Here is a 26,101-nt window from a genome sequence, read left to right as displayed (position 1 = left end):
GCCTCGCCGGGCCGGCAGGCTCACTGAAGGTGCGTCACGCGCCCCGCCAACATGGTTGCGGCAATTTCCATGCCGCGAAGCTGTTCCTCGCTCGAAGAAAGCGGGTCGTGCGCGCACAGAGCAAGGTCTGCAACCGAACCGACCTCGATGCGGGCGCCCGCCGTCGAGCCGCCATGGGTGGACGCCGCCAACGCCGTCTCCGCATCGATGCTTTCTTCGGGCCGCCAGGGCTCGCGTCCGTCACGCGTGCGGTAGACCGCCGCGGCCATCGCGGCCCAGGGGTCGAGATTCGACACCGGCGCGTCCGAGCCGAGGCGCAGGTTCGCGCCGCTGTCCCGCAACGAACGCAACGGATAGGGGATGGCCGTCTGTTCTGCCCACAGCCTGTCGGTCATGTCGCGATCATCGACAGCATGTTCCGGCTGAACGCTCGCAGCCACCCCCAGGCGCGAGAACCTCGGGATGTCCGCATGCGCGAGCAACTGTGCATGCTCGATACTCCCCCACGCACCGGTCGCGGCGAACGCGTCGAGCGCATGCGAAACGGCCATGTCACCGATCGCGTGGATCGCGCTGGCGAGGCCACCCGCCGTCGCGCGCGTCATCAGGTCGGTCAGCACGACCGGCGGAATCGTGAGCACGCCGTAATCATGCGGATCACCGGGATACGGATGCGAGCAGGCGGCCGTGCGGGTGCCGAGCGACCCATCGGAGATCACCTTGAGCGGTCCGACCCGCACGAGGTCGGTGTCTGCGCCTCGGACAAGATCTCCCGTGCGCAGCCCCTCCGCAAGCGCCCGGTCCAGGAACGCCGGATAGATACCGAACTCGACGCGAACGGCGTCGATTCCCCGAGCCAGCCGACGCGCCCACTCCCCCTCGTTCCACGCCATGTCCAGATCGACGAGTCCGACGACCCCACGCGTGGCGGCCTGCCGCACCATCGTGTCGACGAACGTGTCCGAGACCGTGGGATCGAGGAGGTTCAGTCGACGCGAGATCTCGAACGCCGGCTCTTCTCGCAGAACGCCGATGCCGTCGGGGATGTGACCTTCGCGCCGCATCGCAGCCGAGTTGAGCCACACGCTGTGCACGTCGGAGTTGATCATGTACGTCGGCACGTCGCCGGTGACCCCGTCGAGGACGTCGAGGGACGGCGTGTCGGGCCAGAGCGCATCACGGTAACCGGTTCCCACGCGGCGGCCGTCGGCGAGAATGGGCGCCTCGGCCATGATCCGGGCCGCATGGGTGGCCGAAACGGCGTGCCCCAAAGGCTCCCGCATCGCCACCAGAGCCCATTGGACGACGTGCACGTGGTGGTCCCACAGCCCGGGAATCAGCCAACCACCGTCGGCGCGGAGCACTTCACCCCGGGACGGCAACGCACCCGTGGGGGCGATGTCGGTGATCACGCCGCCGGAGAGGAAGACGTCGTAGGCGCCGTCGTCGGGCAACATCTCTCGACCGTCGCCGCCGATCCGGGCGCCGACGATCGTGCCGATACGACCGCCGATCATCGGCGAAACCACTGGTCGTGAGCAGGCTCGGAACGAGAACAGTGACGCATGGAGATCAGCCTAAGAGAGCGAGCCGCCGGGTCACGCCTGACAGCGCGGGCACCAGTAGAGCTTGCGACCGGCGGCCTCTTCGACAACGACCGTCGTACCGCAAACCCGACACGGCAGACCCGCGCGGTGGTAGACCCAGTGGCGGTCGTCGCGGTGCGCCATGGCAGCGCGCCATTGTTCAGGCGACAGATCGTCCATCGTCATCATCTGGCCGGTCTCGACGCCGATGGCGAGCAGGCGGACCCAGTCCTGCCACAGCTCACGAACGACGTCCTCGGGAACGTCGCGACCCGGCGTGTGCGGGTTCTGGCGCGCCCGGAACAGCATCTCGGCACGGTACACGTTGCCGATCCCGCTCACGACGGACTGGTCCATGAGGAGCAGACCGATCGCCGTGGGCTTTCGCCGCACAACCGATACGAACCGTTCTTCGGCCTCGGCCGGGTCATCGACCAGCGGATCCGGGCCGAGCTTCGCGATCGTCGCTGCGACCTCGTCCGGAGTCTGCAGCTGACAGGCCGTCGGTCCCCTGAGATCGGCGCACACCTCGTCCGTCAACAAGCGCAAACGCACCTGCCCCACGACCGGTGGCGGCCAGGCGTCGTCGTCGCCACCCAGCCCGGTCGTCTGCTCCGACATCCGCACGTGCACACGCGCGCGCCGCGGCGCACCGATCGAGGACAGCGAGTTCTCACCCGCGGCATCCATCACCCGATCGTCGACGACCGTTCCCCGCTGGTTCGTCTGCCCCATACGGCCGTTCGCCGAGGCGATCGTCGCGTCGACGAGCACGTCACCGGCGAAGTCCCAGGCTCCGTACATCCCCAGGTGCACGCGCAACCACAGGTCGTCGTCGAACTCGACGAACATCTGCTTGCCGACGGCACGGACCGAGGTCACCGTCCGTCCGTCCAGGAGCGCGGCCCCGTCGGCGAACCGCCCCTGGGGACTTGATGCGCCGACTCGCTTTCGGACGAAGTTGCGATCGAACTGCCGAGCGATGCGGTGGACGGAGTGCCCTTCGGGCATCAGCCTGCCTCGACGTCGAGCGCGTCGGCCGACTCACCGCCCCGCACCACCGAGGCCCGCGGGTCGGGCTCGAGCGCGCCGTCGATCTCGAACGCCGCGATCTGGCCGATCCGGCGCACGTGCCTCTCATCGTTCGAGAACGGGGTGGCGATGAACCGGTCGATGAACGATGCGGCCTCGACGAACGTGTGCTGGCGCGCACCGATGGCGATCACGTTCGCGTCGTTGTGCTCGCGTGCGAGTTCTGCCGTCGCGATGCTCCACACGAGGGCCGCTCGGATGCCGCGGACCTTGTTCGCCGCAATCTGCTCGCCGTTGCCGGACCCTCCGAAGACGACCCCGAGCGCCTCGACGCCATCGGCCTGATCGCGGGCCACTGCCTGTGCCGCACGGATGCAGAACGACGGGTAGTCGTCGACGGGGTCGTAGTCGAGCGGCCCATGGTCGACCACGTCGTGACCGCGCGCGGCGAGGTGATGTTGCAGTTGGGTGGAGAACTCGAGACCGGCGTGGTCTGTGGCGATGTGGATGCGCATGGCACCAATCCTAGGGACGACTCAGGGCACGATTCCCGCGGCCGCGGGCTTGAATCCGGCGCGCACGTTCTCACAGCACGCGGGACGACACACATCGAACCAGGGCCCCAGCGCAGTGCGGTGCGGTCGCTCGGATGCCGGTGTGCCCGACAGCCGCTCCTCGACGAGGTCGACGAGCCCTCGCACGAACATCGGGTCGACGCCTGGCGTCGGTGTGCGCACCGCCCGGATCCCCACCTCTTCGGCGCTCTCCATTGCCTCGGTGTCGAGATCCCACATCACTTCCATATGGTCGCTCATGAATCCGAGCGGAACGATCGCGACCGCGCGGACTCCCGCATCCGGCAACTCGGCGATGACGTCGTTGACGTCGGGTTCGAGCCAGGGCTGCGTGGGCGGGCCCGAACGCGACTGGTAGACGAGATTCCACCCGACGCCGCCCGCCTGCTCGATCTCGGCGGTGACCGCGTCCATCACGACCTCGGCGACGGCGAGGTGCTGTGCTTCGTATGCCCCACCCTCACCGAAGTCGATGTCGCGGGGGCCGGAGCGTTGTGCGTCGGCGGTCGGGACGCTGTGGGTCGAGAACAGTACGCGGATCTCATTCGGGGCGAAACCGGCCTCCAAGAACCCGGCGACGGCATCGCGCACTCCGTCGATGAACGGCTGGACGAAGCCGGGGTGGTCGAAGTACTGCCGGATCTTGTCGATCGTGACAGTGCCCGCGAGGCCGGTTTCTTCCAACGCACGGGCGAAGTCCTCGCGGTACTGGCGGCAGCTGGAGAACGACGAGTAGGCGCTGGTCGCCAATCCCAGGAGCTTCGTGTGGCCGGCGGCCGCGGCATCCTGCACGGCGTCTGCGAGGTAAGGGGCCCAGTTGCGGTTGCCCCAATAGACGGGGAGGTCGATCCCGCGCGCGGCGAGTTCGGCCTCGAGGGCCTTCTTCAGCGCGCGGTTCTGCGCATTGATCGGGCTGACACCCCCGAAGTGGCGATAGTGATGCGCCACCTCTTCGAGCCGCTCATCCGGGATCCCTCGGCCTCGGGTCACATTGCGCAGGAAGGGGATGACGTCGTCCTGCCCCTCGGGGCCGCCGAACCCGGCGAGCAGTAGCCCGTCGTACGCGACGGGCACCTCCACGTGCGGCGCCCCGCGCGAGGCTTCCGCAGAGGCGTAGGGAACGGGCTCGGGGCGATCGGTGACACTCACCATTTCATCTTCGCACTCCCGATCGGCCCACAGCCTTCCTCAGCACACTGGGCCGCACCGCGTATGCTGGGCCGGCGCCGCCAACCACGCGTGCGCCATGTCCCTGATTCCGAACAACGGGAGCTACATCCGTGCCTGGAGAGAACCTCACCCGCGTCGAGGCGCAGGAGCGCCGCGCCATCATCGCCCCCGCGAGCGGGGCCGACCCCGAGATCTCGTACGACATCTCGCTCGACCTCACACAGGGAGCGGAGATCTTCGGGTCGCGCACCGTCGTGCGCTTCCCCGCCACCGCGGGCGCATCGACCTTCATCGACCTCATCGCGCGCGACGTGCGCGAGATCACCCTCAACGGCCGGCCGCTGGACGTCTCCACGGTCTTCGCCGATTCCCGCATCACCCTCGACGCGCTCGAGACCGACAACGAACTCGTCATCGATGCCGACTGCCTGTACACCAACACCGGTGAAGGCCTGCACCGTTTCGTCGACCCGGTCGACGGCGAGGTGTACCTCTACTCGCAGTTCGAGGTGCCCGACTCACGCCGGATGTACGCCGTCTTCGAACAGCCCGACCTCAAGGCGACCTTCCGGTTCACCGTCACCGCACCCGAGCAGTGGCACGTGGTCTCGAACTCCCCGACGCCGACACCCGAGAGCCACGGCAACGGCTCAGCGACGTGGGCGTTCGAGCCGACTCCTCGCATCTCGTCGTACATCACGGCGCTCGTCGCGGGCCCCTACGAGGTGACCACGTCCGAACTCACCAGCTCGTCGGGTCGCGTCATCCCCCTCGGGGTGTACGGCCGCAAGAGCCTGTGGAAGTACCTCGACGCCGACTACATCTTCGACAAGACACGCGAAGGATTCGCGTATTTCGAGGAGAAGTTCGACCACCCCTACCCATTCTCCAAGTACGACCAGCTCTTCGTTCCCGAGTTCAACGCGGGCGCGATGGAGAACGCCGGGGCGGTGACCTTCACCGAGACCTATGTGTTCCGCTCGAAGGTCACCGATGCGGTCAAGGAACGCCGTGTCGTGACGATCCTGCACGAACTTGCGCACATGTGGTTCGGCGATCTGGTCACGATGCGATGGTGGAACGACCTGTGGCTCAATGAGTCCTTCGCCGAGTGGGCGTCGACGATCGCCACGGCGGAGGCGACGGAGTGGACCGAGGCGTGGACCACGTTCAACGCCATGGAGAAGACCTGGGCCTACCGCCAGGACCAGCTCCCCTCCACCCACCCCGTCGTCGCGACGATCAACGACCTCGAGGACGTCCAAGCGAATTTCGACGGCATCACCTATGCCAAGGGTGGTTCGGTGCTCAAGCAGCTGGCCGCGTGGGTCGGAATCGACGAGTTCTTCGCGGGGGTCTCGGCCTACTTCGCAAAGCACGCGTGGTCGAACACCGAACTGCCCGACCTCCTCACCGAACTCGAGGCCACGAGTGGGCGCGAGCTCGGCACATGGTCGAAGAAGTGGCTCGAGACAGCGGGGGTGAACACCCTCTCCCCCGAGATCACCACCGACGTCGACGGTCTCATCTCACGGTTCGCGATCATCCAGACCGCGCCCGCGGACTATCCCACGATCCGTCCGCACCGTCTGGGCGTCGGCTTCTACAGCCTGCGCGGCGATGCCCTCGAGCGTGTGCACCACGTCGAGCTCGACGTCGACGGTGACATCACCGACGTTCCCGAACTGCGCGGCGTCGCCCGACCTGATCTCGTCCTGCTCAATGACGAAGACCTCGCGTACGCCAAGATCCGCCTCGATGACCGCTCGCTCGAGACGGCGATCGCCCACCTCGGCAAGATCAGCGATCCGCTCGCGCGTTCGCTCGTGTGGGGTGCGGCATGGGATCAGACACGGGATGCGGAGGCCTCTGCATCCGACTACGTCGATCTCGTTCTGCGCAACATCGCCACAGAGACCGAATCGACGACCGTCCGCACCACGCTCGCACAGCTGCAGCTGGCGGCGAACTCGTACGTCGTGCCCGAGGCCCGCGAAGCGACCCGTGAACGCGTGGCCGACGCCCTGTGGGAGCTGGCTCGCGCGGCACAGCCGGGCAGCGACAGCCAACTGCAGTTCGTGACCGCGTTCGCCTCGGCGGCAACCACGCCCGCGCAGTGGGCGATCGTCAAGCAGGTACGAGACGGTGACGTCGCGCTCGACGGGCTCGAGGTCGACACCGACCTGGCGTGGCAGCTGCTCGTCTCCCTCGCCGCCGGCGGAGTGGTCTCGGCTGACGAGATCGACCAGGCGCTCGCCGCCGACAACACCGCGAAGGGCGGGGAGTTCGCAGCCCAGGCGAAAGCGGCGATCCCGACGGTTGCGGCGAAGGCGGCCGCGTGGAGTGCTCTCGTCGAGCACGATGACCTCCCGAACACGCTCGTACGTTCGGCCTCGCTCGGCTTCGTCCACCCAGCGGGACGTGATCTGTTGAGCGCGTTCGTGGACGCGTACTTCGACATGTTGGTGCCGATTTGGGAGTCGCGCACGTACAAGATCGCCGAGTACCTGGTGTTCGGCCTCTACCCGGCCCCCCTCGCGAACGCGGAACTGCGCGACGCGACCCGCGCGTGGTTGTCGGACAACCGTGATGCCGCGCCCGCACTGCGACGTCTCGTCACCGAGAACCTCGCGGGCGTCGAGCGCGCGCTCTCGGTGCAGGACCGCGACGCGTCCTGACACGCACACACGGATGCCTCGGCTCACACACAGGTGTGGCCGAGGCATCCGTCGTTAGGATCATGCGAGATGCACATGTCCGCTGATCCGAGCGCCCCCGCGCCGACCTTCGGCGACCCCGCGTTCTGGAGCGGAGTGGCCGACTTCTTCGTCGCCTCGGGGTGGAACATCCTCCGCGTGGCGGGGGTGATCATCGGCGCGTTCCTGTTCGGGTGGATCCTGCGGCTCGTGATCCGCCGTGTCGTGCGTCGCATCGTCAACGGGGCGAAGTCGAAGGCGGAAGTCACCGACACGCTCGCCCTCGAGCGCTCCCCCCTCGCATCCGTTCGCGTGGTCCAGCGCACCCGCACCCTCGGATCGATCCTGCAGAATATCGTCAACGTCGCGATCGTCATCGTCTCACTCCTGCTGATCGTGAACATCCTCGCTCCGAACGCGCTGGCGTCATTGACGCTGCTGACAGCGGCGATCGGGGCGGGGCTCGGATTCGGAGCGCAGAACATCGTCAAGGACGTGCTCAACGGCATCTTCATCGTCGCCGAGGACCAGGTCGGCATCGGCGATGTCGTGGACCTCGGTCTGGCGACGGGAATCGTCGAGTACGTGAGCGTGCGGATCACCCATGTCCGCGACGTCAACGGAACCCTCTGGTACGTCCGCAACGGCGAGATCACCCGGATCGGCAACATGTCGCAGGGGTGGTCGCGCGTCATCATCGATCTCGCGGTTCCCGTCGACGCCGACATCGAGGCCGTCGAAGACGCCATGCTCGAGGCTGCGCGCGACCTCGCGAAGGATGAGAAGTGGCGCACACGCATCATCGAAGACCCCGAAGTGTGGGGGTTGGAGTCCGTCTCGGGTGATGCGCTGGTGATCCGACTCGTCATGAAGACACGCGCGAACGCGAAGGACGACGTCGCACGTGAATTGCGGATGCGGCTCAAGCGCTCCATCGATTCGATGGGACTGACGTTGCCACAACTGAACTCGATCATGTTGTCTGGTCTGGAGGGAGCCGGCCGCATCCGCGGCGCAAACCCGCCCAAGACCAAACCACAGCCCATCCCACGCGCATCCCAGGCCGACCGCCCCACGTGGCGCCCCAAGCGCACCGGACGGCGGGGCACACCGACCGGAAGCACGCCGGTCGTCGAGGAGAACGAGCAGTGACAGACCCGCGCGAGCACACGACACCCGTGACCTTCTACGAGGATGTGGGCGGGCGTCCGGTGTTCGAACGCCTCGTGCGCGTCTTCTACGAGGGTGTCGCCGGCGACGACGTGCTGCGGCCGATGTACCCCGAGGAGGATCTCGGTCCGGCCGAACGCCGCCTCCTGATGTTCCTCGAGCAGTACTGGGGTGGGCCGACGACCTACGGCCGAGAGCGCGGACATCCCCGCTTGCGGATGCGGCACGCGCCCTTCCACATCAACCCGGAGGCACGCGACCGCTGGCTGCTGCACATGCGCACCGCCGTCGACGATCTGGATCTCTCTCCCCTGCACGAGGCGACCCTCTGGGACTACCTGGAGCGGGCCGCGCAGGCGATGGTGAACACCTTCGAGCCCTCCGGCATCGGCCCGGCAGCAGACGGCCGAGCACGCACGGCTCTGCCCGTACACCCCGCGAACGACGACTGATCCGCACCACCACCGACGAAGGAGTCGCATGCCCACCACGACACACACCGCCGATGTACTCGTGATCGGTTGGGGGCTGGCCGGCCTCGTCGCCGCCGGCGAAGCCGCCGCGGCGGGAAAACGCGTGATCATCGTCGACCAAGAGCCTCGCTCGAACCTCGGCGGCCAGGCGTGGTGGTCGTTCGGCGGTTTGTTCTTCATCGACTCCCCCGAACAGCGGCGCCTCGGGGTCAAAGACTCCCTGGACCTGGCACGCCAGGACTGGTACGGCACCGCCGGGTTCGACCGCGACGACGACGCGTGGCCCCGGCAATGGGCCGAGGCCTACCTGCAGTTCGCTGCCGGCGAGAAGCGGGCGTGGCTGCGGGAGAAGGGCGTCGGGTTCTTCCCGATCGTCGGGTGGGCCGAGCGCGGCGGCTACACGGCGACCGGTCCGGGCAACTCCGTCCCGCGCTTCCACATCACGTGGGGTACTGGGCCTGGACTCGTCGCCCCCTTCCAGGCGGCCGTCGAAGCCGCAGAGGCATCGGGGCGACTGACCATCCTCCCCCGGCACCGCGTGACCGCACTGACGACAGCGGACGGCACCGTGACAGGTGTGGCGGGTGACGTGCTCGCCCCCTCCGGCGCCGGGCGCGGCTACCCTTCCTCGCGCGACGTCGTCGGGGAGTTCGAGATCACTGCCGGCGCGACAGTGATCTCCTCCGGTGGGATCGGCGGCAACCACGAGCTCGTCCGACGCTTCTGGCCCGAGCGCCTGGGCACACCGCCCACCACGATGGTGACGGGGGTCCCCGCCTACGTCGACGGGTCGATGATGGATCCCGCCCGGCACGCGGGGGCCCGCCTCATCAACACCGACCGCATGTGGCACTACGTGGAGGGGATCCAGAACTGGGATCCGGTTTGGCCGGGGCATGGCATCCGAATCCTCCCCGGCCCGTCGTCGATGTGGTTCGATGCCACGGGCCGGCGTCTGCCCGTGCCGCTGTACCCCGGATACGACACCCTGGGCACGCTCGCACACCTGCGCCAGACGGGACACGACCATTCGTGGTTCGTGCTCTCACAGAAGATCATCGAGAAGGAGTTCACCCTCTCGGGAAGCGAACAGAACCCCGACCTGACGGGCAAGGACCTGCGTCTGCTCGCCTCGACGCGGCTCGGGAAAGGTGCCTCGGGGCCGGTGCAGGCGTTCATGGACCACGGCGCGGACTTCGTGGTCCGCGACAACCTCGACGATCTGCTCGCCGGAATGAGCGCGCTCCCGGGAGGTGACCTGCTGGACACCGACCGTGTGCGCACCGAACTGGAGGCGCGCGATCGCGAGGTCGACAACGACTTCACGAAGGACTCCCAGATCGCGATGCTGCGTTCGGCTCGGGCGTTTCGGGGTGACCGCCTCATCCGTACCGCGAGCCCCCACCGCATCCTCGATCCCGCCGCCGGCCCGCTCATCGCCGTAAAACTGCACGTCCTCACGCGAAAGTCTCTGGGCGGGATCGAAACCGATCTCGCCGGTCGCGCGCTCGGCGCCGACGGCGCACCGATTCGCGGGCTCTACGCGGCCGGCGAGGCGAGCGGATTCGGCGGCGGCGGTATCCACGGCTATCGGGCGCTCGAGGGCACGTTCGTCGGCGGGTGCCTGTTCTCGGGTCGGATCGCCGGCCGCTCGATGGCCGACGCCGTCTGACGATCCGTCACGACCCACCGGTGGCTCGCACACCGGTGAGACCGGACCGCACGGGTCCTCGGGCGAGCACGTGTCCGCGAGCGAGGGAGACCCGCGTCCAGGGCCCCGCCGTACGCACCTGTGCGCTCTCCTCGCCGCCGATGAATCCGAGCGCGAACGCCGCGAACGCGACACCGAGTGGCATGTCCTGCAGGCTTTCGTCGGGGCGACCCCAGACAGAGGCCCGGACGGCGCGGACGGCATCCTCACCCGCGTCCACAGGTACACCTTCGGCCACCGCCGCGATCCCCCACTGTGCCCTGTTCGCCAGCGTCGACGCCGCGACCGTCCCCGCCACCGCCCAGCCGCCTCGCGGAGGCGACACCCCCGCCCAGGCGGCGGAACGGGCCGTGTCGGGAAGTGAGAGCGCACGCGGGTCGCCGTCGACCGCACCCAAAGCCGCCCCGTCTACGAGGAGGTCGCACGCCAACTCCGGATCGACCGCGAGGACACGCAGGCCGAGCACGGTCGGGGTGGCATCGAGCAGTCCCCGCGGCGCCAAGGGTGCGCACGACATCACCAGGACGCCCCCGTCGGCGCGCAGACGCACGATCCCGTCTCCGAGCGCGGCTGCGCGACCGGCGAACGTGAGCGCATCGGCCGCACCGAGGGCGTCGGTGAAAAGGAGCGGATGCGGCATCCGCCCTAAACTACCAAGCGGCGGCTCGCCTGCCGCACCAGATCGACGCACTCGAACGGAGACCCGTGACCGACGCCCGCAGTCCCGAGCCCGATGCCGCCTCTGCGGAGTTCGATCCGGTCGCCTCGATGCTCGCGGTGATGGATCTCTCGTCGTCGGATGCACGCACGACGGAGGACATCTTCACCGGTGTGTCGCAGTCGATGCCCCTGGGTCGGGTCTACGGCGGTCAGGTGCTCGCCCAATCGATCGTCGCCGCAACGCGCACCATCGCCGACGATCGCAGCGCACACTCGATGCACGGGTACTTTCTGCGCCCCGGGGACGCTTCCAAGGGCATCACTTTCGCGGTCGATCGCATTCACGACGGACGTTCCTTCTCGACCCGCCGGACACAGGCCTACCAGGAGGGTGTACCGATCTTTTCGATGATCGCGTCATTCCAGCACGAGGGTCCCGGTCTCGAGCACGAGACGCCGATGCCCGAGGGAATCCCTGCACCGGACGCGATCCCTGACGTCGAATCGCATCTGGACGGCCTGCACCCCGTGTCGAAGCGCTTGTTCACCGACCGCCCCGTCGACCTTCGCCATGTCTCGTCGCCGATCTACACGCGGGTGGACGGCGAGCGCAAGCCGGCGCAGGCGGTGTGGATGAAGGTACGTCGGGAACTGCCGGACGACCTCACGATCCATCGTGCGGCCCTGGCCTATCTGAGTGATCTGACGATCCAGGAGTCGATTCTGCGCGCGCACGGGGTTTCCTGGAGCACACCGGGCCTGAAAGTCGCGAGCCTCGACCACGCGATGTGGTGGCACCGGCCCGGACGTGTCGACGAATGGATGCTCTACGTGCAGGAGTCTCCGAGCGCCCGCGCAGGCAGGGGACTTGCGACAGGTCGGGTCTACACGCAGGGCGGGACGCTCCTGGCGAGTATCGCCCAAGAGATCATGGTGCGGGTGCCGTCGGGCGCGTGACGCTCGCTGAACGCTCAGCGCCGGTAGCGGATCGGTTCACCGACGTAGGGAGCCCAGGTCTCACGCAGTTCTGCGCTCAGCCGTGTCGGACGCCCGGATGCGGTGTCCACGAGCACAACGACGGCGGTGGACCGCGCGTAGAGAACGCGCGGCTCGATCCCCTGTGGGCTGTAGACCTCGAAGCAGATGTCCGCGCTGGATCCCCCGACGCGTCCGATCCACATCTCCACGTCGAGAGGGAGGTGCCCGTAGGGCACCGGTGTGCGGTACTCGATCTCCTGATGCGCGACGAGGGTGGTCTGCCGTCCCACACCGTCGAGGACACTCGCATCGAAGACTGCCGTCGGTGCCGGCTCTCCGCCTTCGGGGGGCGTCCAGAACGCGCGCAGGCGCGCTTCTTCGAGAAGCTTCAGCATCGAGACGTTGTTCACGTGCCCGAGGGCGTCGAGGTCGCCCCACCGCAGATGTACCGCGACATGGATGCGCTGCGGAGCGACCTCGTCAGTCACGGGTGAGCTTTCGGTGCACGGAGCGGTGCGGCTTCGCCGCGTCGGGGCCGAGACGCGCGACCTTGTTCTGCTCGTACGCCTCGAAGTTGCCCTCGAACCAGTGCCACCGGTCCGGCTGCTCGTCGGTGCCTTCGTACGCGAGGATGTGGGTGGCGATGCGGTCGAGGAACCACCGGTCGTGGGTGATGACCACCGCGCACCCGGGGAACTCGAGCAACGCGTTCTCGAGCGACTGCAGGGTCTCGACATCGAGGTCGTTGGTCGGCTCGTCGAGGAGCAGCAGGTTGCCGCCCTCCTTGAGCGTCAGAGCGAGATTGAGTCGGTTGCGCTCTCCACCCGAGAGCACCCCGGCCTTCTTCTGCTGGTCCGGACCCTTGAACCCGAATTTCGACACGTACGCACGTGACGGGATTTCGGTCTTTCCGACGGTCAGGATGTCGAGGCCGTCCGAAACGACTTCCCAGAGGGTCTTCTCGGGATCGATGTTGCCGCGCGTCTGGTCGACATAGCTGATCTTGACGGTCTCGCCGATCTTCAGGTCGCCGCCGTCGAGCGGTTCGAGACCGACGATGGTCTTGAAGAGCGTCGTCTTTCCGACACCGTTGGGACCGATGATGCCGACGATGCCGTTGGGCGGCAGGCTGAAGCTGAGTCCGTCGATGAGCGATCGTCCGTCGAACCCCTTCTTGAGGTTCTTCGCCTCGATCACGACGCTGCCCAGGCGCGGCCCGGGCGGGATCGTGATCTCCTCGAAGTCGAGCTTGCGCGTCCGGTCCGCCTCGGCCGCCATCTCTTCGTAGCGCGCGAGGCGTGCCTTCGACTTGGCCTGGCGGCCCTTCGCGTTCGAGCGCACCCAGTCAAGCTCATCGGCCAGTCGCTTGGCGAGCTTCGCGTCCTTCTTACCCTGGATCGCGAGGCGCTCGGCTTTCTTCTCGAGGTAGGTCGAGTAGTTGCCTTCGTACCCGATGAGCCGGCCGCGGTCGACTTCGGCGATCCACTCCGCGACGTTGTCGAGGAAGTACCGGTCGTGGGTGATCGCGATGACGGCGCCCGCGTACTTCTGCAGGTGTTGCTCAAGCCAGAGCACGCTCTCCGCGTCGAGGTGGTTGGTCGGCTCGTCGAGCAGCAGCAGGTCGGGCTTCTGGAGAAGGAGCTTCGCCAACGCCACCCGGCGCTTCTCACCGCCGGAGAGGTTGGCGACAGAGGCGTCACCGGGCGGCGTGCGCAGCGCGTCCATCGCCTGTTCGAGCTGCGAGTCGAGGTCCCACGCGTCGGCCGCGTCGATCTCTTCCTGCAACGTGCCCATCTCGGCCAGCAGCGCGTCGAAGTCGGCGTCGGGATCGGCCATGAGTGCAGAGATCTCGTTGAAGCGATCGAGCTTGGCCTTGATCGCGATGCCGTCCTGGATGTTCTCGAGCACGGTCTTGGCCTCGTCCAGCTCGGGCTCCTGCATGAGGATGCCGACCGAGAACCCGGGGCTGAGCTTCGCCTCGCCGTTGGAGGGAGTGTCGAGCCCGGCCATGATCTTGAGGATCGTCGACTTTCCGGCACCGTTCGGGCCCACCATGCCGATTTTCGCTCCTGGGAGGAACGCCATCGTCACGTCGTCGAGGATCAGTTTGTCGCCGACGGCCTTGCGGGCGCGGACCATCGAGTAGATGTACTCAGCCATGCGGTTCTGCTCTCTGTGGAGTGCGGACGTCAGCGCCCCAGCCTACCGGCGATGTGGGATGCGGTTCGCCCTGGGGTGCGACGAACGGCCCGGTGAGGCGTCAAGGGTCTTGCTCCCGTCGATGCCTCGAGTGTGCCCGATCGGGTCACCAGTCGATCGTGCGCGTGGTCCCGACGAGGCACCCTCCTTCGGGCAGCGCGTCGACGACCACGGCGACAGGCTCGCCTGTCGCCGGTCCGACCTGGCCGATCAGGCACTCCTCACCCCAGAGCACCGAGAACTGGAGGCTTTCCGCGGCGTTGCCGACCGTGGATACATCTTGCGTGACCTGCATCGCCGCTTTGTCGAACCCGACCTCGACGAGGCCGTCGATGTACGCGCGGCCCGACGCTCGCTGTTCGCTCGCCCACACCGTTTCGACGACGTCGCGGAAGATCGCGAGATTGTCGCCCGCATCGCCGGCGGCCACGACGCCACCCGGTTCGGCGGAGGGATCGGGCGAGGGCGCGGATGACGTCGCCGTCGGAGAGGGCTGGGCGGTCGTCGGAGCAGGCGCGGCATCCGATGCCGCACACCCCGCTACGACGAGGGCAGAAGCGCCGATCGCGCTCGCCACGGCGAACGCTCGGAAACCGCGGGAAGAGGCACGCTCGAGACGTCGGAACACGGGTGCGATTGTAGGGCCGACGCCCCGAGCGCACGCTGGGAACTCAGAACGGCGTGTCGACCGGTTCTGCCTCGACCGGCGCGGAATCGGGCACCGTGCGCGTCGCCCACGCTTCGACCGGTGGTTCGTCCCCCGCCCGACCCACGCGCGCCTCGCCGCCTGCATCGGATCGCTCCCGCGCCGACTCTGCCGCCGCACCGCCGGACGGAGCACCGTCGCGCGTGAAGACGGTCGTCCCCCACAGCAGGTCGTGACCGATCGCCTCTGCGTCGACCTCCGCAGCGGTCCCGCTCTTGTCGCCGCTCTCCCACTCGCGGATGCGCAGCCTACCGGCCACGACGATCCGATCGCCCTTGCGCAGTGACGCGTACGCATGCTCGCCCAGTGCGCGCCACACCGAAACCGTGTACCAACTGGTGGCGCCGTCTGTCCACGTTCCCTGCGACTTCTCGAACCGACGCTCCGTCGACGCGACGCGCAACCGCGTATACGCAGTCCCGCTCGGCGTCCGCCGGTGCTCCGGCGGCGCCGCGACGTTTCCCGTGATCGTCACCTGTGTGTCGTTCATTGCCTCTCCTCCTCGTCACCTCGCCCACCTCCCCGACGGAGGTGGGTGGTGGCGGTCGGACCGTCGTGTGCCCGACCTGAGCCGACCGCCGCTGTCCAGTGCACGCCGTTGCGACCGTCGTCGCCGATCCGCTCCCGCTGTCTGTGGACATCGCGCCCTCGGCACAGACGTGTGGAGGAGCCGCGAGGGCGGCGGTGCGCAATGAGGTGAGCGCACCCGATCGAATGTCGGGGGTCGCACATATGTTCGATGCACGAAAGGAGTCAGCATGTCTTCCACCGCCCTTGTGCACCCCCCGCAGTCGATGATCACGACCTCGGGCTACCGGCTCGTCAGCGCAGGTCCGCAGCTGTGGCGTGTCATCGACCGCGCCGGCACGATCATCGGGCACCTCGCTGCGTACAGGCTCGGTGATGCCGTGCGATATCGGGCGCGCCGCTACCATGCGGCCACCCGCATCCTCCGCGACCTCGGGGAGTTCTGGTCGCCCGAAGACGCGCTGGACTGCCTGCGGTACAGCCGGTGACTTCAGACCACGGCGTCCACCGCAACGGGAGTCATGGGCGGCGCAGCCGCCTTCACGCGGGGCCATGCCTCCTGAAGGGTGTCGACGGCGCGAAGGAGGTCATCCGTCGCTGCCGTGAACGGCACCCTCAAGTGTCGGTCGTGGCCGCCGGCGACCGAGAACCGCGGCCCGGCCGATAACAGCAACCCGCGGGAGCGCACGTCCATGACGAGCGCCGAACTCAGCGGTGCGTCCAATTCGACCCAGAGCGACACACCACCATTCGGTTGCGGAACTCTCCATTCGGGCAACGCCGCGCGAAGTGCGCGCACGGATGCCTCCCGCCCGGCCCGGAGGAATGCCGATCGTTGCGCGATGATGTCGTCGAGGTGAGGCAGCAACTGAACTGCGACTGCCTGTTCGAGGTCCGGCGTCCCGAGGTCGTGAGAGGGGCGCGCCGCCAAGACGCGCCGGATCACCCCCGGGTCGGCGCGGATCCACCCGACCCGAAGCCCGCCCCACACGGTCTTGCCGAGAGAGCCGACCCGAATCACGCCCGCGGGGTCTCCCCCCTCGAACCCCGGCGGCAGCGCTCCGCGGTCCACGTCAAGGTCGGCGGTGGTCTCGTCGATGACGATGATCGTTCCCGCTCGATCCGCAGCCGCGTGGAGCGTACTCCGCTCGAGAGACGACATCGATCTTCCGGTGGGATTGTGGAAGTCCGGCATCAGGTACGCCATCACAGGCAGCGTGCGCGAGAACGCCTGCTCGGCGCGATCCAGATCCCAGCCGGAGTCGACGCCCACCGGAATTCCCACGAGTCGGGCACCCGCTCGCCGCAGCGCGTCCGCAGCGTGGGGATAGGTCGGGGTCTCAATGGCCACGCGGTCCCCGCGACCGAGCAGCACCGAAGCGAGCAGATGTATCGCATGCTGCGCACCCGTCGTGACCAGCACCTCATCCGGCGCGGTGGGCACTCCGCGCACGGAGTAGCGCCGCGCAATCGCTTCGCGCAGCGCCGCATGACCGAGGACGTCGTACCCGGATCGGCCGACCAAAGCTGCAGCGCCGGCCCCCACTTCGGCGATCACGCCCGCGAGGCCGGGCCATGCGGGCGGGCTGGCCTGTTGCAGATCGATCATGGCGTCCGTGGCGTTCAGCCGACCGGGGTCCCGCCTGGGCAGCGGCAGCGTCACGCTCCCCGAGCCGCGTGTGCTGACGATGTGCGCGGTATCGCGGAGACTTCGATACGCCGCGGCGACGGTACTGCGGCTCACCCCGAGCGCGATCGCCAACTCCCGCTCTGCGGGCAACGCCGTGCGCGGAGCGAGGCGGTTGTCGAGGCAGAGCAGGCGCACACCGTCCGCCAGTGCCTCGTAGGCCGGTTCGCGGGTACGCCACCCGCCAAGGGCCACAGCGAGTGCTCGCGCCGAGATGCGGGAATCCATGCAGGCCAGATTAGCGCAATTGGACTGCAGGCCTCAGGCCAATTCTGCGGTTGAATGGCGGCATGACACGGCGCGTGATCCAACTCGTCGTCGGCCTCTTCTTGTACGGGGCGGGAGCGGCGTTGACCGTCGAGGCAGGACTCGGCGTCGATCCCTGGACCGTGCTCGCCGAAGGTCTCTCGTTGCATACGGGGATCGGCGTGGGCTGGACGACGAACATCCTCGGATTCTTCGTCCTCCTGCTCTGGATTCCGCTTCGCCAGCGGCCGGGAGCCGGCACGGTGGCCAACATCCTGCTCGTGGGGACGAGCATGCAGGTGGTGCTCACGATCGTGCCGCCGATCAGCGGCCTTCTCGCGCAGTTCGCCGTGCTCCTGACGGGAATCGTCCTCGTGGCGCTTGCCTCTGGCTTATACATCGGGGCGCACTTCGGGCCGGGACCGCGCGACGGGCTGATGACTGGAATGCACGCGCGCCTCGGCTGGCCGATCTGGGTGTGTCGCGCGACGGTCGAACTCTCCGTGCTCTTCGTCGGCTGGCTCCTGGGCGGAACGGTCGGGCTCGGCACGCTGCTGTTCGCCGTCATGATCGGCCCACTCGTGCACCTCGCGCTCCCTTTGCTGGACACACGCCGCCCCGGTCGGCGGTCGCGACGCCCGGAGATCGCATCCGTGGGTGGTGCGTGAACGGCTTCCCAGCGAACGACGTCAGTGCTGGGTGAACGAGGGCCAGTCGCTTCCGGGCGTCATTCGCGAATGCAACGCACTCTTCGCAATCTCCATCGTCGGAAAGGTGCCGAGCGGCTCTGGCGCGCCGGCCATCGTGACCGCGTAACCGTGCTCGTCGTGTCGGATGCTGCCGACCACGCCGCCGGCCCCGTATGCCACCCACACAGAGTGGGGCTTCTGCATCGTATCCATGGTCTTTCTCCCTTCACTGACGCTGACGGTACGCCTCCACCGGCCGCTCCGCCAGGCCCTCGCCCGCACCATCTCAGGGCACTCTCGCACGGTCTCCGGTACCCTGGAACAGCGACCCCCAGTAGCTCAGTGGATAGAGCAGCGGCCTTCTAATCCGCCGGTCGCACGTTCGAATCGTGTCTGGGGGACGGAATCGATGCAGACATCGGCGTCGCTAGGATGGTCGTCATGGTGGGCGCGTCCGAGAACGATCGATTGGTGTGGATCGACTGCGAGATGACCGGACTCGACCTCGACGTCGATGAACTGGTCGAGATCGCCGTGATCGTCACGGACTATGAGCTTCGCCCACTCGACCCGGGCTTTCAGATCGTGATCAAGCCCGATGCCTCGGCACTGGAGAATATGGGCGACTTCGTGCGGGACATGCACCGCAGGTCGGGCCTGCTCGACGAGATCCCCTCAGGTGTGTCCGTCGCCGACGCCGAGTTCCAGGCGCTTGAGTACATCCAGAGATTCGTGCCCGTGGAGGGCAAATCGCCTCTTGCCGGAAACACCATCGGCACAGACCGCATGTTCCTCGCGAAGTACATGCCGCGCATCGACCGCTGGTTGCACTATCGCAATGTCGACGTATCGAGCGTGAAAGAACTCGCACGGCGCTGGTACCCGCGGGCGTACTTCAACGCGCCGGCCAAGGACGGCGGACATCGAGCGCTCGCCGACATCCGTGAATCGATCCGCGAACTCGCGTACTACCGTCAAGCGGTGTTCGTGCCCGAGCCAGGCCCGACGAGTGAAGACGCGCGGGCTGCGGCTGCCGACGCGGTGTCCGCGTTCACTCCCGAGGTGTGAGAGAATCGTTTGGTTGCCCGCGCAAGCGGGGCACATGGTGGGTATAGCTCAGTCGGTAGAGCACCTGGTTGTGGTCCAGGGGGTCGCGGGTTCAAGTCCCGTTACTCACCCGCAGTCGGCGCGTGTGGGCGCGAAAGCGCCCACACGACCCGCCCCACGCGGGCCGAACGCCCGCCCCGCCCGACCCCGAGGTGAGTCGCCGCATGGAGATGGATCCCGCGACCTTCGAGGGCCTCGTCGTGGATGAGCTCGACCGCCTTCCGGACGATATGGTCGACGGCCTGGACAACGTCATCTTCGTCGTCGAAGACCGCCCGGAGGACGGAAGCCTCGACCTCTTGGGTCTGTATGACGGGTGGGCATTGACCGAGCGGGAGAGATACGGAATGGGCGAGCTCCCCGACCGCATCATCGTCTACCGCGAATCACACCTGGCGACGGCCGATGACGAGGAAGCGTTGCGCGACGAGGTCCACACGACCCTCGTCCATGAGATCGCTCATTTCTACGGTATCGACGACGAGCGCCTGCACGAGTTGGGCTGGGCATGAGCGTTCCGCTCGCTGAGCCTGATGTCGACCTCGATCGTCTCGCTGCACCTCAGCGCCCTTGGCAGACCGTCGTGTGGGACGATCCGGTCAACTTGATGAGCTACGTGACTCATGTGTTCCGCACCTACTTCGGCTACTCGCGAGAGATCGCAGAACGACTCATGCTGACCGTGCACCACGAAGGCAAGGCGGTCGTGGCCGAGGGTGCACGCGAACAGATGGAACTGCACGCCCGCGCCATGCACGACTACGGCCTGTGGGCGACGGTGAGGGAGGCCCCATGACCAGAGTGATCGTCGAACTCGCTCGCGTCGAAGGCGCGCATCTTGCGGGTCTCGTGGGGCAGTTCGCCGATGTTCTCGACGCGTCCGACGAGCGGAGTAACGCCGATCCGGCGGTGATGCGGCTCGTTCCCGATGCTTATGCCGACCGCGATGCCGCCGAAGAGTTTCGGCGTCTGACCGAGAGCGATCTGCTCGGGCGCCGACGCTCGGATGCCGCGGTCGTGCTGGAATCGCTCGGTTCTGTCGGCGAGCTCCCCGATGACCCGGGTGATCCCGCGCTCGTCGAGATGATCCGCGTCCGGTTGGATGAGGAGCAGGCGCAGGCGTGGTTGCGCACCCTCGCGGCGATCAGACTCGTCCTCGCCACGCGACTCGGCATCGACAAGGACGACGATCACGACGACGGCGATCCCCGCTTCGGGATCTACGACTGGCTCGGCTATCGGCTCGACGGCCTCGTCCAGGCGCTCGACGGCGCCTGACGTTACGGCACGTCGACGATGTGGGTGGCCAGACTTCGCGGTCCATCGCGCTGAATGTGCAGGTCTTCCTGGAGGGCCCAGCGCTCCCAGTGCGGTCGGAACGTCTCGCCGTCCCGCCCCAAGGCGCGCGCTTTCCGTGCGGCATCCGGGGCCTCCACCCACACACGCACGTCGCCCAATCGCGCAGTCTGCGCGGTCAGCAAACCCGCGCCCTCGACGATCAGCGGCAATGAAGGGTCGACGGCGTGGGCTTCCGCCGGTAGATCATCCTCCCAGTCCCACCGCTGCCACACTCCGATGATCCCGCGCGCGTGCGGGCGCAGGATCAGCTCCCGCGCCGCGCGCACGCCGTCGTCGAGCCCGTCCCAGCCCGGGTAGAGCGAATCCAAGGCGACGAGCTGTACCCGCCCCGCCAGGGGCCAACGGCTGACGAGTCGTCGGGCGAGCGTGGACTTTCCGGCTCCGCTTCGCCCATCGATGAGGACCACCGGATTGCCCGCACCGACGTCGACCACCGCGCGCGAAATCCTCTCGACGGCCCCATCGATCGCCGTCGACAGCGGATCGGGCGCGCTACTTCTTGAGTGCCCGGATGACACGACTGAGCGCGCGACCGGCGGTCCAGACGAACGGGATGCCGACAGCCAGAAGCGAGACGATGTTCGGCTCGAACCGGACGTCGTCGCCCTTTCGGACATACGCTCCGACCGGAACGGTGTAGCCACCGCCCCCGCCTCCCCCGTTGCCGGAGTCGTCTTCACCTCCGCCGAATCCCATCCACGTCAGTGCGACAGGAATCAGGGTGATCCCACCGACGTCCTGGGGCTCGCCGTAGGCGCTCTTGACGCCGAGCGAGGTGGACTGCTTGGAAAGCTCGAGTGCGATGTTGGGCATAAGTCCACGCTACTCCGCCCGACCCGTCAGGGGCCAGGCTGCGCCGGCGGCCGACGCGCGGGACCGAGCAGGGTCGCGCGAGTCACCGCTCCACGCCCGAACTTCGCCGTCGCTCCGTCGAGCGCATCCTCGACACGCCGCCACTCCCCGTCGTCGTCCCACAGCGCTTGAGGCGCAGCCCCACCGGGGACGAGGCGCTCGGCGCGTACACCCACGAGCCGGACGGGCGCTCGGTCGTCGAGTGCGGTGAACAATTCCCGCGCGGCGTCGCCGATGCGTTGGCCGACCGCCGACGGTTCTCCCAACGTCGCTGACCGTGTCACCGTGGTGAAGTCCGCATACCGGACTTTGATCGCGACAGTTCGCGCTTCCCAGCCTCCGGTCCGCAGCCGTGCAGCGACCCGGTCGGCGAGTCTGCGGATCTCGGCGCGAAGCACGGCGGCGTCGGCGATGTCGTGTTCGAAGGTCTCTTCGTGCCCGATGCTCTTCTCCGCGCGCACGGTGTCGACCTCGCGGGCGTCGATTCCGCGAGCCAGGTGCCACAGCCTGTCACCCATCGCGGGTCCCAGCGCGCGGTCGAGTACGGCGCGGGGTGTGTCGAGGACATCGGACACGGTGTGGATCCCGCGACTCTCGAGCGCCGCAGTGGCCTTCGGGCCGACGCCCCATAGCGCCCCCACCGGGCGAGGTGCGAGAAATCGCGCGGTGTCGGCTTCTGCCACCACCAGGAAGCCGTCGGGCTTCGACATCGTCGACGCCATCTTTGCGACGTGTTTCGTCGCCGCGACTCCGACGGAGCAGGTCAGGCCCGTCTCCTCCTGCACACGACGGCGGATGTCCTGTGCGATTCGGGCGGGACTCCCCCAGAGTCGTCGTGCACCGCGCACGTCCAGAAAGGCCTCGTCGATCGACAACGGCTCGACCAGCGGTGTGAAGTCATGGAGGATCTCCATGACCTGGGCGGAGATCTCGCGATATCTCGCGAAGTGCGGCATCACCACGGTCGCCTGGGGGCACAGGCGCAGCGCTTGCGAGACGGGCATCGCGGAGCGCACACCGAATCTGCGTGCTTCGTAGGACGCACTGGAGACGACCGAGCGTCCCTCAGGCGCACCGACGATGATCGGCCGTCCGCGCAGGGAGGGGTCGTCGAGCATCTCGACGGCGGCGTAGAACGCATCCATGTCGACATGCAGGATGCCGGTACCCGTGTCGTCCGCACCGTCGCCCGATACGAGGCGATCACGTCCGTCGCCGCGACCCATGGACTGATCCTCTCAGAGGCCTCCGACATCCGTCCGGGTGTCAGGCGTCAGAGGCGCTCGCACGCTCCAGGACCAGTTCACGCACGCGCGCCGCATCGGCCTGCCCTCGCATCGCCTTCATCACCGCGCCGATGACGGCGCCTGCGGCCTGCACCTTTCCGTCGCGGATCTTGGCGAGGATGTCGGGCTGCGCGGCGAGGGCTTCGTCGATCGCGGCGATCAGCGCACCGTCATCGGAGACGACCGCGAGGCCACGGGCATCGACGATCTGCTGCGGCGTCCCCTCCCCCGCGATCATCCCCTCGAGAACCTGACGGGCCAGCTTGTCCGTCAGCGTTCCCGCATCGACGAGCCCCTGGAGTTCGGCGACGGCGGTCGGTTCCACCAGTTCGGCCGGCTCCGCTCCGGACGCGTTGGCAATGCGTGTGATCTCACCTGTCCACCATTTGCGCGCGGACGCGGGCGCCGTTCCGGCTGCGACCGTCGCCTCGACCTCGGCGAGGAGCCCCCCGTTGACGACATCCTGGAATTCGAGGTCGGTGAATCCCCAGTCGGTCTTGAGCCTGCGTCGACGCGCCGCCGGAGGCTCCGGCAGCGCTGCGCGCAGCTGTTCGATGAGCTCGGAAGACGGCGCGACGGGAAGGAGGTCGGGCTCGGGGAAGTAGCGGTAGTCATCGGCATCGGACTTCGGGCGCCCGGGAGAGGTCGTTCCCGTGTCCTCGTGCCAGTGTCGGGTTTCCTGGGTGATCGTGCCTCCGTCGGCGAGGATCGCCGCCTGGCGCTGGATCTCGTAGCGGACGGCACGTTCGACCGAGCGCATGGAGTTCACGTTCTTGGTCTCGGTGCGCGTCCCGAGCGGCGCGGGGGCTTCGCCTGCGCCGACGCGGGGACGTAGAGACACGTTGGCGTCACAGCGCAGGTTGCCGCGCTCAAGACGGGCATCCGAGATGCCCAGCGCGAGCACGACGTCCCGGATCGTGGCGACGTACGCCTTGGCGATCTCGGGAGCGCGGTGCTCCGCGCCGAAGATCGGCTTCGTGACGATCTCGACCAGCGGCACACCGGCACGGTTGTAGTCGACAAGAGAGTACTCGGCACCCTGAATGCGACCGGTCGCGCCACCGACATGGGTCAGCTTGCCGGCATCCTCTTCCATGTGGGCCCGCTCGATGGGAACCTCGACGATCGTGCCGTCGGAGAGTTCCACCTCGATGCGCCCCTCGAAGGCGATGGGCTCGTCGTACTGCGAGATCTGATAGTTCTTACCCAGGTCCGGATAGAAATAGTTCTTGCGTGCGAAACGGCTCGACGGCGCGATCTCGCACCCCAGCGCCAGGCCGAGGCTGATCGAGTAGTGCACCGCGGTCTCATTCACCACGGGCAATGACCCCGGCAACCCCATATCGACCGCCGCGACCAGCGTGTTCGGGGCGGCACCGTGGTTCCTCGAGTTCGCGGGATTCGCCGCCGCCGAGAACATCTTCGTCTCGGTGTTGAGTTCGACGTGCACCTCGAACCCGAGCACGGGCTCGAACAGTTCGAGAGCCTTGTCGAAGTCCATCAGCTTGGCCTTCGCCATCAGAGGGCACCTCCGTTCGCGCCGAGTTCCGGTGCTCTGTCGAGAAGCGCGCCGCCCCACGAATCGATGAGCGCTGCCTCGAGCGCCGCGCCGACGCGATACAGACGCACGTCTTCTCTCGCCGGCGCCAGGAACTGGATCCCCACCGGCAGTCCGTCTTCGTCGGCGAGCCCCGACGGAATCGAGATTCCGGGCACTCCGGCGAGGTTCGCGGGAATCGTCGTGACGTCGTTCAGGTACATCTTCATCGGGTCATCGAGCTTCTCGCCGAGGCGGAACGCGGTCGTGGGCGCGGAAGGTGTCGCAATCACGTCGACGGCCGCGAACGCCGCGTCGAAGTCTTGCTGGATGAGCGTGCGCACCTTCTGGGCCGAGCCGTAGTAGGCGTCGTAGTAGCCCGCTGACAGGGCGTAGGTGCCGAGAATGATGCGACGCTTCACTTCGTCTCCGAAGCCCGCTTCGCGGGTCGCCGCCATCACCTCCTCGACGGTTGCCGACGCGTGCGGGGTGACGCGCATGCCGAACCGCACCGAGTCGAATTTCGCGAGGTTGCTCGACGCCTCCGCAGGGAGGATCAAGTAGTAGGCGGCCACTCCGTACTCGAAGTGCGGCGCGCTCACATCGACGATCTCGGCGCCGTGGGCCTGCATCATCTCCAACGCCGTGTGGAAGGACGAAGCGACACCGGGCTGGAATTCGCCGTCGACCAACTCGCGGATCACGCCGACCCGCAATCCCTTGAGCACGTCGCCACGCGCGCCTTCTCGGGCGGCATCGGCGAAGGACGGCCATGCTTCCTTCAGTGACGTCGAGTCGTGTCGGTCGTGCCCGGCGATCACATCGTGCAGCAGTCCGGCATCGAGCACCGTCCGGGTGACCGGACCGACCTGGTCCAGCGACGATGCGAGGGCGATCGCTCCGTAGCGGCTCACGCCGCCGTACGTGGGCTTGACGCCGACCGTCCCGGTCACGTGTGCGGGCTGACGGATCGAGCCGCCGGTGTCCGACCCCAACGCCAGTGGCGCTTCGAACGCAGCCACGGCCGCGGCAGACCCGCCGCCGGAGCCGCCCGGGATCCGGTCGAGATCCCACGGGTTCCGCGTCGGCCCGTAGGCCGAGTGCTCGGTGGAAGACCCCATGGCGAACTCGTCCATGTTCGTCTTTCCGAGCGGCACGAGCCCGGCGGCGCGCGAACGCGCGACCACGGTCGCATCGTAGGGCGACATGTACCCCTCGAGGATGCGGGATCCGCTCGTCGACGGCATGTCGGTCGTCACGAGCACGTCCTTGATCGCCAGCGGAACCCCAGCGACTGGGCCCAGCGCTTCTCCCGCGGCACGACGACGATCGATGTCGGCGGCGACGTCCAGGGCGTGGTCTGAGACGTGGAGGAAAGCGTGGACATCACCATCGACAGCGGTGATCCGGTCAAGGTGCGCCTTCGTCGCTTCGACGCTCGACACCTCGCGTGAGGCGAGCCGGGCGGCCAGGTCGGCGGCCGACAGTCGTGTGAGGTCGCTCACTGTTCCTCCCCCAAGATCGCGGTGACACGGAACCGAGAGTCTGCGGCATCCGGGGCATTCTGAAGCACCTCATCGACCGTGAGGAGGTCGTCGGGCACATCTTCGCGCAAGACGTTTTGCATCGCGATCGGGTGACTCGTCGCGACGACGTCGGGGGTGGCGACCTCGGATACCTTGGCGATGTTGTCGACGATGACGTCGAGCTGGCCCGTAAGCCGCTCCACCTCGTCGTCGGTCAGCTGAATCCGGGCGAGGACGCCGAGGTGGCGTACGAGATCTGGGGTGATTTCCGACACGAACCCATCCTACGAGCGCCGACGCGTGCTCTCCGACCGTCGTTAGGCTGATC

At 67.6% G+C, this 26,101-nt stretch carries 28 protein-coding genes and 2 tRNA genes; 13 read left to right on the top strand and 17 right to left on the bottom strand.

Annotation, left to right across the window (positions count from 1 at the left end):
* Positions 1-20: 20 nt before the first annotated feature.
* The 4 genes from ACFQZV_RS08855 to ACFQZV_RS08840 all read right to left on the bottom strand — a co-directional run bounded on the left by ACFQZV_RS08855 (position 21) and on the right by ACFQZV_RS08840 (position 4,345).
* Entirely contained in the window at positions 21-1,517 is a 1,497-nt protein-coding gene (locus ACFQZV_RS08855) for an amidohydrolase (protein ID WP_378752736.1), read from the bottom strand.
* Between the two features lie 81 nt (positions 1,518-1,598).
* On the bottom strand, positions 1,599-2,597 hold the full coding sequence (locus ACFQZV_RS08850; protein ID WP_378752738.1) for an Fpg/Nei family DNA glycosylase: 999 nt from the start codon (positions 2,595-2,597) through the stop codon (positions 1,599-1,601).
* Entirely contained in the window at positions 2,597-3,133 is a 537-nt protein-coding gene (locus ACFQZV_RS08845) for a ribose-5-phosphate isomerase (protein ID WP_378752740.1), read from the bottom strand. Before ACFQZV_RS08845 ends, ACFQZV_RS08850 begins: the two co-directional genes overlap by 1 nt.
* 21 nt (positions 3,134-3,154) lie before the next feature.
* A complete protein-coding gene (locus tag ACFQZV_RS08840) occupies positions 3,155-4,345 on the bottom strand; it encodes a ferrochelatase (RefSeq protein ID WP_378783306.1) in 1,191 nt (396 codons plus the stop codon).
* A 128-nt stretch (positions 4,346-4,473) separates the two neighbouring features.
* Here ACFQZV_RS08840 and pepN point away from each other — a divergent pair, with 128 nt between their 5' ends.
* The 4 genes from pepN to ACFQZV_RS08820 all read left to right on the top strand — a co-directional run bounded on the left by pepN (position 4,474) and on the right by ACFQZV_RS08820 (position 10,374).
* The gene (pepN, locus tag ACFQZV_RS08835; protein WP_378752744.1) at positions 4,474-7,041 is read left to right on the top strand and encodes an aminopeptidase N; all 2,568 of its coding nucleotides are present in this window, start codon (positions 4,474-4,476) and stop codon (positions 7,039-7,041) included.
* A 75-nt stretch (positions 7,042-7,116) separates the two neighbouring features.
* Positions 7,117-8,211 carry a mechanosensitive ion channel family protein gene (locus ACFQZV_RS08830; protein ID WP_378752746.1) on the top strand — a complete coding sequence of 365 codons (1,095 nt, stop codon included), beginning with the start codon at positions 7,117-7,119 and terminating at the stop codon, positions 8,209-8,211.
* 26 nt (positions 8,212-8,237) lie between these two features.
* A complete protein-coding gene (locus ACFQZV_RS08825) occupies positions 8,238-8,681 on the top strand; it encodes a globin (protein WP_378752838.1) in 444 nt (147 codons plus the stop codon).
* Positions 8,682-8,709: 28 nt separating this feature from the next.
* Complete coding sequence (locus tag ACFQZV_RS08820) at positions 8,710-10,374, top strand: FAD-binding dehydrogenase (RefSeq protein ID WP_378752748.1); 1,665 nt, start codon at positions 8,710-8,712, stop codon at positions 10,372-10,374.
* Between the two features lie 7 nt (positions 10,375-10,381).
* Here the strand turns inward: ACFQZV_RS08820 and ACFQZV_RS08815 are convergent, their stop codons facing one another.
* Positions 10,382-11,053: a hypothetical protein gene (locus tag ACFQZV_RS08815; protein WP_378752750.1), complete on the bottom strand. Its 672-nt coding sequence runs from the start codon at positions 11,051-11,053 to the stop codon at positions 10,382-10,384.
* A gap of 128 nt (positions 11,054-11,181) precedes the next feature.
* Here ACFQZV_RS08815 and ACFQZV_RS08810 point away from each other — a divergent pair, with 128 nt between their 5' ends.
* Complete coding sequence (locus tag ACFQZV_RS08810; RefSeq protein ID WP_378752840.1) at positions 11,182-12,030, top strand: acyl-CoA thioesterase; 849 nt, start codon at positions 11,182-11,184, stop codon at positions 12,028-12,030.
* 14 nt (positions 12,031-12,044) lie between these two features.
* Here the strand turns inward: ACFQZV_RS08810 and ACFQZV_RS08805 are convergent, their stop codons facing one another.
* The 4 genes from ACFQZV_RS08805 to ACFQZV_RS08790 all read right to left on the bottom strand — a co-directional run bounded on the left by ACFQZV_RS08805 (position 12,045) and on the right by ACFQZV_RS08790 (position 15,446).
* Positions 12,045-12,539 (bottom strand): acyl-CoA thioesterase, encoded by a 495-nt coding sequence (locus tag ACFQZV_RS08805; RefSeq protein WP_378752752.1) that lies wholly within the window; start codon positions 12,537-12,539, stop codon positions 12,045-12,047.
* On the bottom strand, positions 12,532-14,211 hold the full coding sequence (gene ettA, locus ACFQZV_RS08800) for an energy-dependent translational throttle protein EttA (RefSeq protein WP_378752754.1): 1,680 nt from the start codon (positions 14,209-14,211) through the stop codon (positions 12,532-12,534). Before ettA ends, ACFQZV_RS08805 begins: the two co-directional genes overlap by 8 nt.
* Positions 14,212-14,356: 145 nt before the next feature.
* On the bottom strand, positions 14,357-14,878 hold the full coding sequence (locus ACFQZV_RS08795; RefSeq protein ID WP_378752757.1) for a DUF6993 domain-containing protein: 522 nt from the start codon (positions 14,876-14,878) through the stop codon (positions 14,357-14,359).
* A gap of 43 nt (positions 14,879-14,921) precedes the next feature.
* Complete coding sequence (locus tag ACFQZV_RS08790) at positions 14,922-15,446, bottom strand: single-stranded DNA-binding protein (protein WP_378752759.1); 525 nt, start codon at positions 15,444-15,446, stop codon at positions 14,922-14,924.
* Between the two features lie 268 nt (positions 15,447-15,714).
* Here ACFQZV_RS08790 and ACFQZV_RS08785 point away from each other — a divergent pair, with 268 nt between their 5' ends.
* Positions 15,715-15,972: a hypothetical protein gene (locus ACFQZV_RS08785; protein ID WP_378752761.1), complete on the top strand. Its 258-nt coding sequence runs from the start codon at positions 15,715-15,717 to the stop codon at positions 15,970-15,972.
* 2 nt (positions 15,973-15,974) lie between these two features.
* On the opposite strand, the gene yczR is transcribed toward ACFQZV_RS08785, so the two are convergent.
* Positions 15,975-17,399 carry a MocR-like transcription factor YczR gene (gene yczR / locus ACFQZV_RS08780; protein ID WP_378752763.1) on the bottom strand — a complete coding sequence of 475 codons (1,425 nt, stop codon included), beginning with the start codon at positions 17,397-17,399 and terminating at the stop codon, positions 15,975-15,977.
* A 62-nt stretch (positions 17,400-17,461) separates the two neighbouring features.
* Here yczR and yczE point away from each other — a divergent pair, with 62 nt between their 5' ends.
* Entirely contained in the window at positions 17,462-18,085 is a 624-nt protein-coding gene (gene yczE / locus ACFQZV_RS08775; protein ID WP_378752765.1) for a membrane protein YczE, read from the top strand.
* Between the two features lie 21 nt (positions 18,086-18,106).
* On the opposite strand, the gene ACFQZV_RS08770 is transcribed toward yczE, so the two are convergent.
* A complete protein-coding gene (locus ACFQZV_RS08770) occupies positions 18,107-18,310 on the bottom strand; it encodes a methyltransferase (RefSeq protein ID WP_378752768.1) in 204 nt (67 codons plus the stop codon).
* Positions 18,311-18,434: 124 nt separating this feature from the next.
* On the opposite strand from ACFQZV_RS08770, the gene ACFQZV_RS08765 reads away from it, so the two are divergent.
* From ACFQZV_RS08765 to ACFQZV_RS08740, 6 genes are all read left to right on the top strand, one after another.
* A tRNA-Arg gene (locus ACFQZV_RS08765) sits at positions 18,435-18,507 on the top strand.
* Between the two features lie 40 nt (positions 18,508-18,547).
* Entirely contained in the window at positions 18,548-19,174 is a 627-nt protein-coding gene (gene orn / locus ACFQZV_RS08760; RefSeq protein WP_378752770.1) for an oligoribonuclease, read from the top strand.
* Between the two features lie 37 nt (positions 19,175-19,211).
* Positions 19,212-19,284 (top strand) — tRNA-His (locus ACFQZV_RS08755).
* 93 nt (positions 19,285-19,377) lie between these two features.
* Complete coding sequence (locus ACFQZV_RS08750) at positions 19,378-19,725, top strand: metallopeptidase family protein (protein WP_378752772.1); 348 nt, start codon at positions 19,378-19,380, stop codon at positions 19,723-19,725.
* A complete protein-coding gene (clpS, locus tag ACFQZV_RS08745) occupies positions 19,722-20,009 on the top strand; it encodes an ATP-dependent Clp protease adapter ClpS (RefSeq protein WP_378752774.1) in 288 nt (95 codons plus the stop codon). The genes ACFQZV_RS08750 and clpS overlap by 4 nt, the downstream gene beginning before the upstream one ends.
* A complete protein-coding gene (locus ACFQZV_RS08740; protein ID WP_378752776.1) occupies positions 20,006-20,491 on the top strand; it encodes a DUF2017 family protein in 486 nt (161 codons plus the stop codon). Before clpS ends, ACFQZV_RS08740 begins: the two co-directional genes overlap by 4 nt.
* Positions 20,492-20,493: 2 nt before the next feature.
* On the opposite strand, the gene ACFQZV_RS08735 is transcribed toward ACFQZV_RS08740, so the two are convergent.
* Genes ACFQZV_RS08735 through gatC form a run of 6 tightly spaced genes read right to left on the bottom strand, consistent with a single transcriptional unit; the run spans position 20,494 to position 26,048 of the window.
* On the bottom strand, positions 20,494-21,006 hold the full coding sequence (locus ACFQZV_RS08735) for a hypothetical protein (RefSeq protein WP_378752778.1): 513 nt from the start codon (positions 21,004-21,006) through the stop codon (positions 20,494-20,496).
* 58 nt (positions 21,007-21,064) lie between these two features.
* Positions 21,065-21,385, bottom strand: a complete 321-nt coding sequence (locus tag ACFQZV_RS08730; protein ID WP_378752780.1) for a hypothetical protein — start codon at positions 21,383-21,385, stop codon at positions 21,065-21,067.
* Between the two features lie 26 nt (positions 21,386-21,411).
* Positions 21,412-22,650 carry a DNA polymerase IV gene (locus ACFQZV_RS08725; protein ID WP_378752782.1) on the bottom strand — a complete coding sequence of 413 codons (1,239 nt, stop codon included), beginning with the start codon at positions 22,648-22,650 and terminating at the stop codon, positions 21,412-21,414.
* Positions 22,651-22,690: 40 nt separating this feature from the next.
* A complete protein-coding gene (gene gatB / locus ACFQZV_RS08720) occupies positions 22,691-24,229 on the bottom strand; it encodes an Asp-tRNA(Asn)/Glu-tRNA(Gln) amidotransferase subunit GatB (protein ID WP_378752784.1) in 1,539 nt (512 codons plus the stop codon).
* Positions 24,229-25,752, bottom strand: coding sequence for an Asp-tRNA(Asn)/Glu-tRNA(Gln) amidotransferase subunit GatA (gene gatA, locus ACFQZV_RS08715; RefSeq protein WP_378752786.1), 1,524 nt, complete (start codon positions 25,750-25,752; stop codon positions 24,229-24,231). Before gatA ends, gatB begins: the two co-directional genes overlap by 1 nt.
* The gene (gene gatC, locus ACFQZV_RS08710; RefSeq protein ID WP_378752788.1) at positions 25,749-26,048 is read right to left on the bottom strand and encodes an Asp-tRNA(Asn)/Glu-tRNA(Gln) amidotransferase subunit GatC; all 300 of its coding nucleotides are present in this window, start codon (positions 26,046-26,048) and stop codon (positions 25,749-25,751) included. Before gatC ends, gatA begins: the two co-directional genes overlap by 4 nt.
* Positions 26,049-26,101: the final 53 nt, after the last annotated feature.

The organism is Microbacterium koreense (genome assembly GCF_042677105.1).
In the GTDB taxonomy this organism is placed as follows: Bacteria; Actinomycetota; Actinomycetes; order Actinomycetales; family Microbacteriaceae; genus Microbacterium; species Microbacterium koreense.
Note: the sequence above shows the minus strand (reverse complement) of the source record. Positions and strands in the feature narration are given on the sequence as shown.

Bases quoted from the DNA above. Each gene is read 5' to 3' on its own strand.
- ACFQZV_RS08855 (WP_378752736.1), bottom strand. From the start codon at position 1,517: ATGATCGGCGGTCGTATCGGCACGATCGTCGGCGCCCGGATCGGCGGC.
- ACFQZV_RS08850 (WP_378752738.1), bottom strand. From the start codon at position 2,597: ATGCCCGAAGGGCACTCCGTCCACCGCATCGCTCGGCAGTTCGATCGC.
- ACFQZV_RS08845 (WP_378752740.1), bottom strand. From the start codon at position 3,133: ATGCGCATCCACATCGCCACAGACCACGCCGGTCTCGAGTTCTCCACC.
- ACFQZV_RS08840 (WP_378783306.1), bottom strand. From the start codon at position 4,345: ATGGTGAGTGTCACCGATCGCCCCGAGCCCGTTCCCTACGCCTCTGCG.
- ACFQZV_RS08830 (WP_378752746.1), top strand. From the start codon at position 7,117: ATGTCCGCTGATCCGAGCGCCCCCGCGCCGACCTTCGGCGACCCCGCG.
- ACFQZV_RS08820 (WP_378752748.1), top strand. From the start codon at position 8,710: ATGCCCACCACGACACACACCGCCGATGTACTCGTGATCGGTTGGGGG.
- ACFQZV_RS08815 (WP_378752750.1), bottom strand. From the start codon at position 11,053: ATGCCGCATCCGCTCCTTTTCACCGACGCCCTCGGTGCGGCCGATGCG.
- ACFQZV_RS08810 (WP_378752840.1), top strand. From the start codon at position 11,182: ATGCTCGCGGTGATGGATCTCTCGTCGTCGGATGCACGCACGACGGAG.
- ettA (WP_378752754.1), bottom strand. From the start codon at position 14,211: ATGGCTGAGTACATCTACTCGATGGTCCGCGCCCGCAAGGCCGTCGGC.
- ACFQZV_RS08790 (WP_378752759.1), bottom strand. From the start codon at position 15,446: ATGAACGACACACAGGTGACGATCACGGGAAACGTCGCGGCGCCGCCG.
- ACFQZV_RS08785 (WP_378752761.1), top strand. From the start codon at position 15,715: ATGTCTTCCACCGCCCTTGTGCACCCCCCGCAGTCGATGATCACGACC.
- yczR (WP_378752763.1), bottom strand. From the start codon at position 17,399: ATGGATTCCCGCATCTCGGCGCGAGCACTCGCTGTGGCCCTTGGCGGG.
- yczE (WP_378752765.1), top strand. From the start codon at position 17,462: ATGACACGGCGCGTGATCCAACTCGTCGTCGGCCTCTTCTTGTACGGG.
- ACFQZV_RS08770 (WP_378752768.1), bottom strand. From the start codon at position 18,310: ATGCAGAAGCCCCACTCTGTGTGGGTGGCATACGGGGCCGGCGGCGTG.
- orn (WP_378752770.1), top strand. From the start codon at position 18,548: ATGGTGGGCGCGTCCGAGAACGATCGATTGGTGTGGATCGACTGCGAG.
- ACFQZV_RS08750 (WP_378752772.1), top strand. From the start codon at position 19,378: ATGGAGATGGATCCCGCGACCTTCGAGGGCCTCGTCGTGGATGAGCTC.
- clpS (WP_378752774.1), top strand. From the start codon at position 19,722: ATGAGCGTTCCGCTCGCTGAGCCTGATGTCGACCTCGATCGTCTCGCT.
- ACFQZV_RS08740 (WP_378752776.1), top strand. From the start codon at position 20,006: ATGACCAGAGTGATCGTCGAACTCGCTCGCGTCGAAGGCGCGCATCTT.
- ACFQZV_RS08730 (WP_378752780.1), bottom strand. From the start codon at position 21,385: ATGCCCAACATCGCACTCGAGCTTTCCAAGCAGTCCACCTCGCTCGGC.
- ACFQZV_RS08725 (WP_378752782.1), bottom strand. From the start codon at position 22,650: ATGGGTCGCGGCGACGGACGTGATCGCCTCGTATCGGGCGACGGTGCG.
- gatB (WP_378752784.1), bottom strand. From the start codon at position 24,229: ATGGCGAAGGCCAAGCTGATGGACTTCGACAAGGCTCTCGAACTGTTC.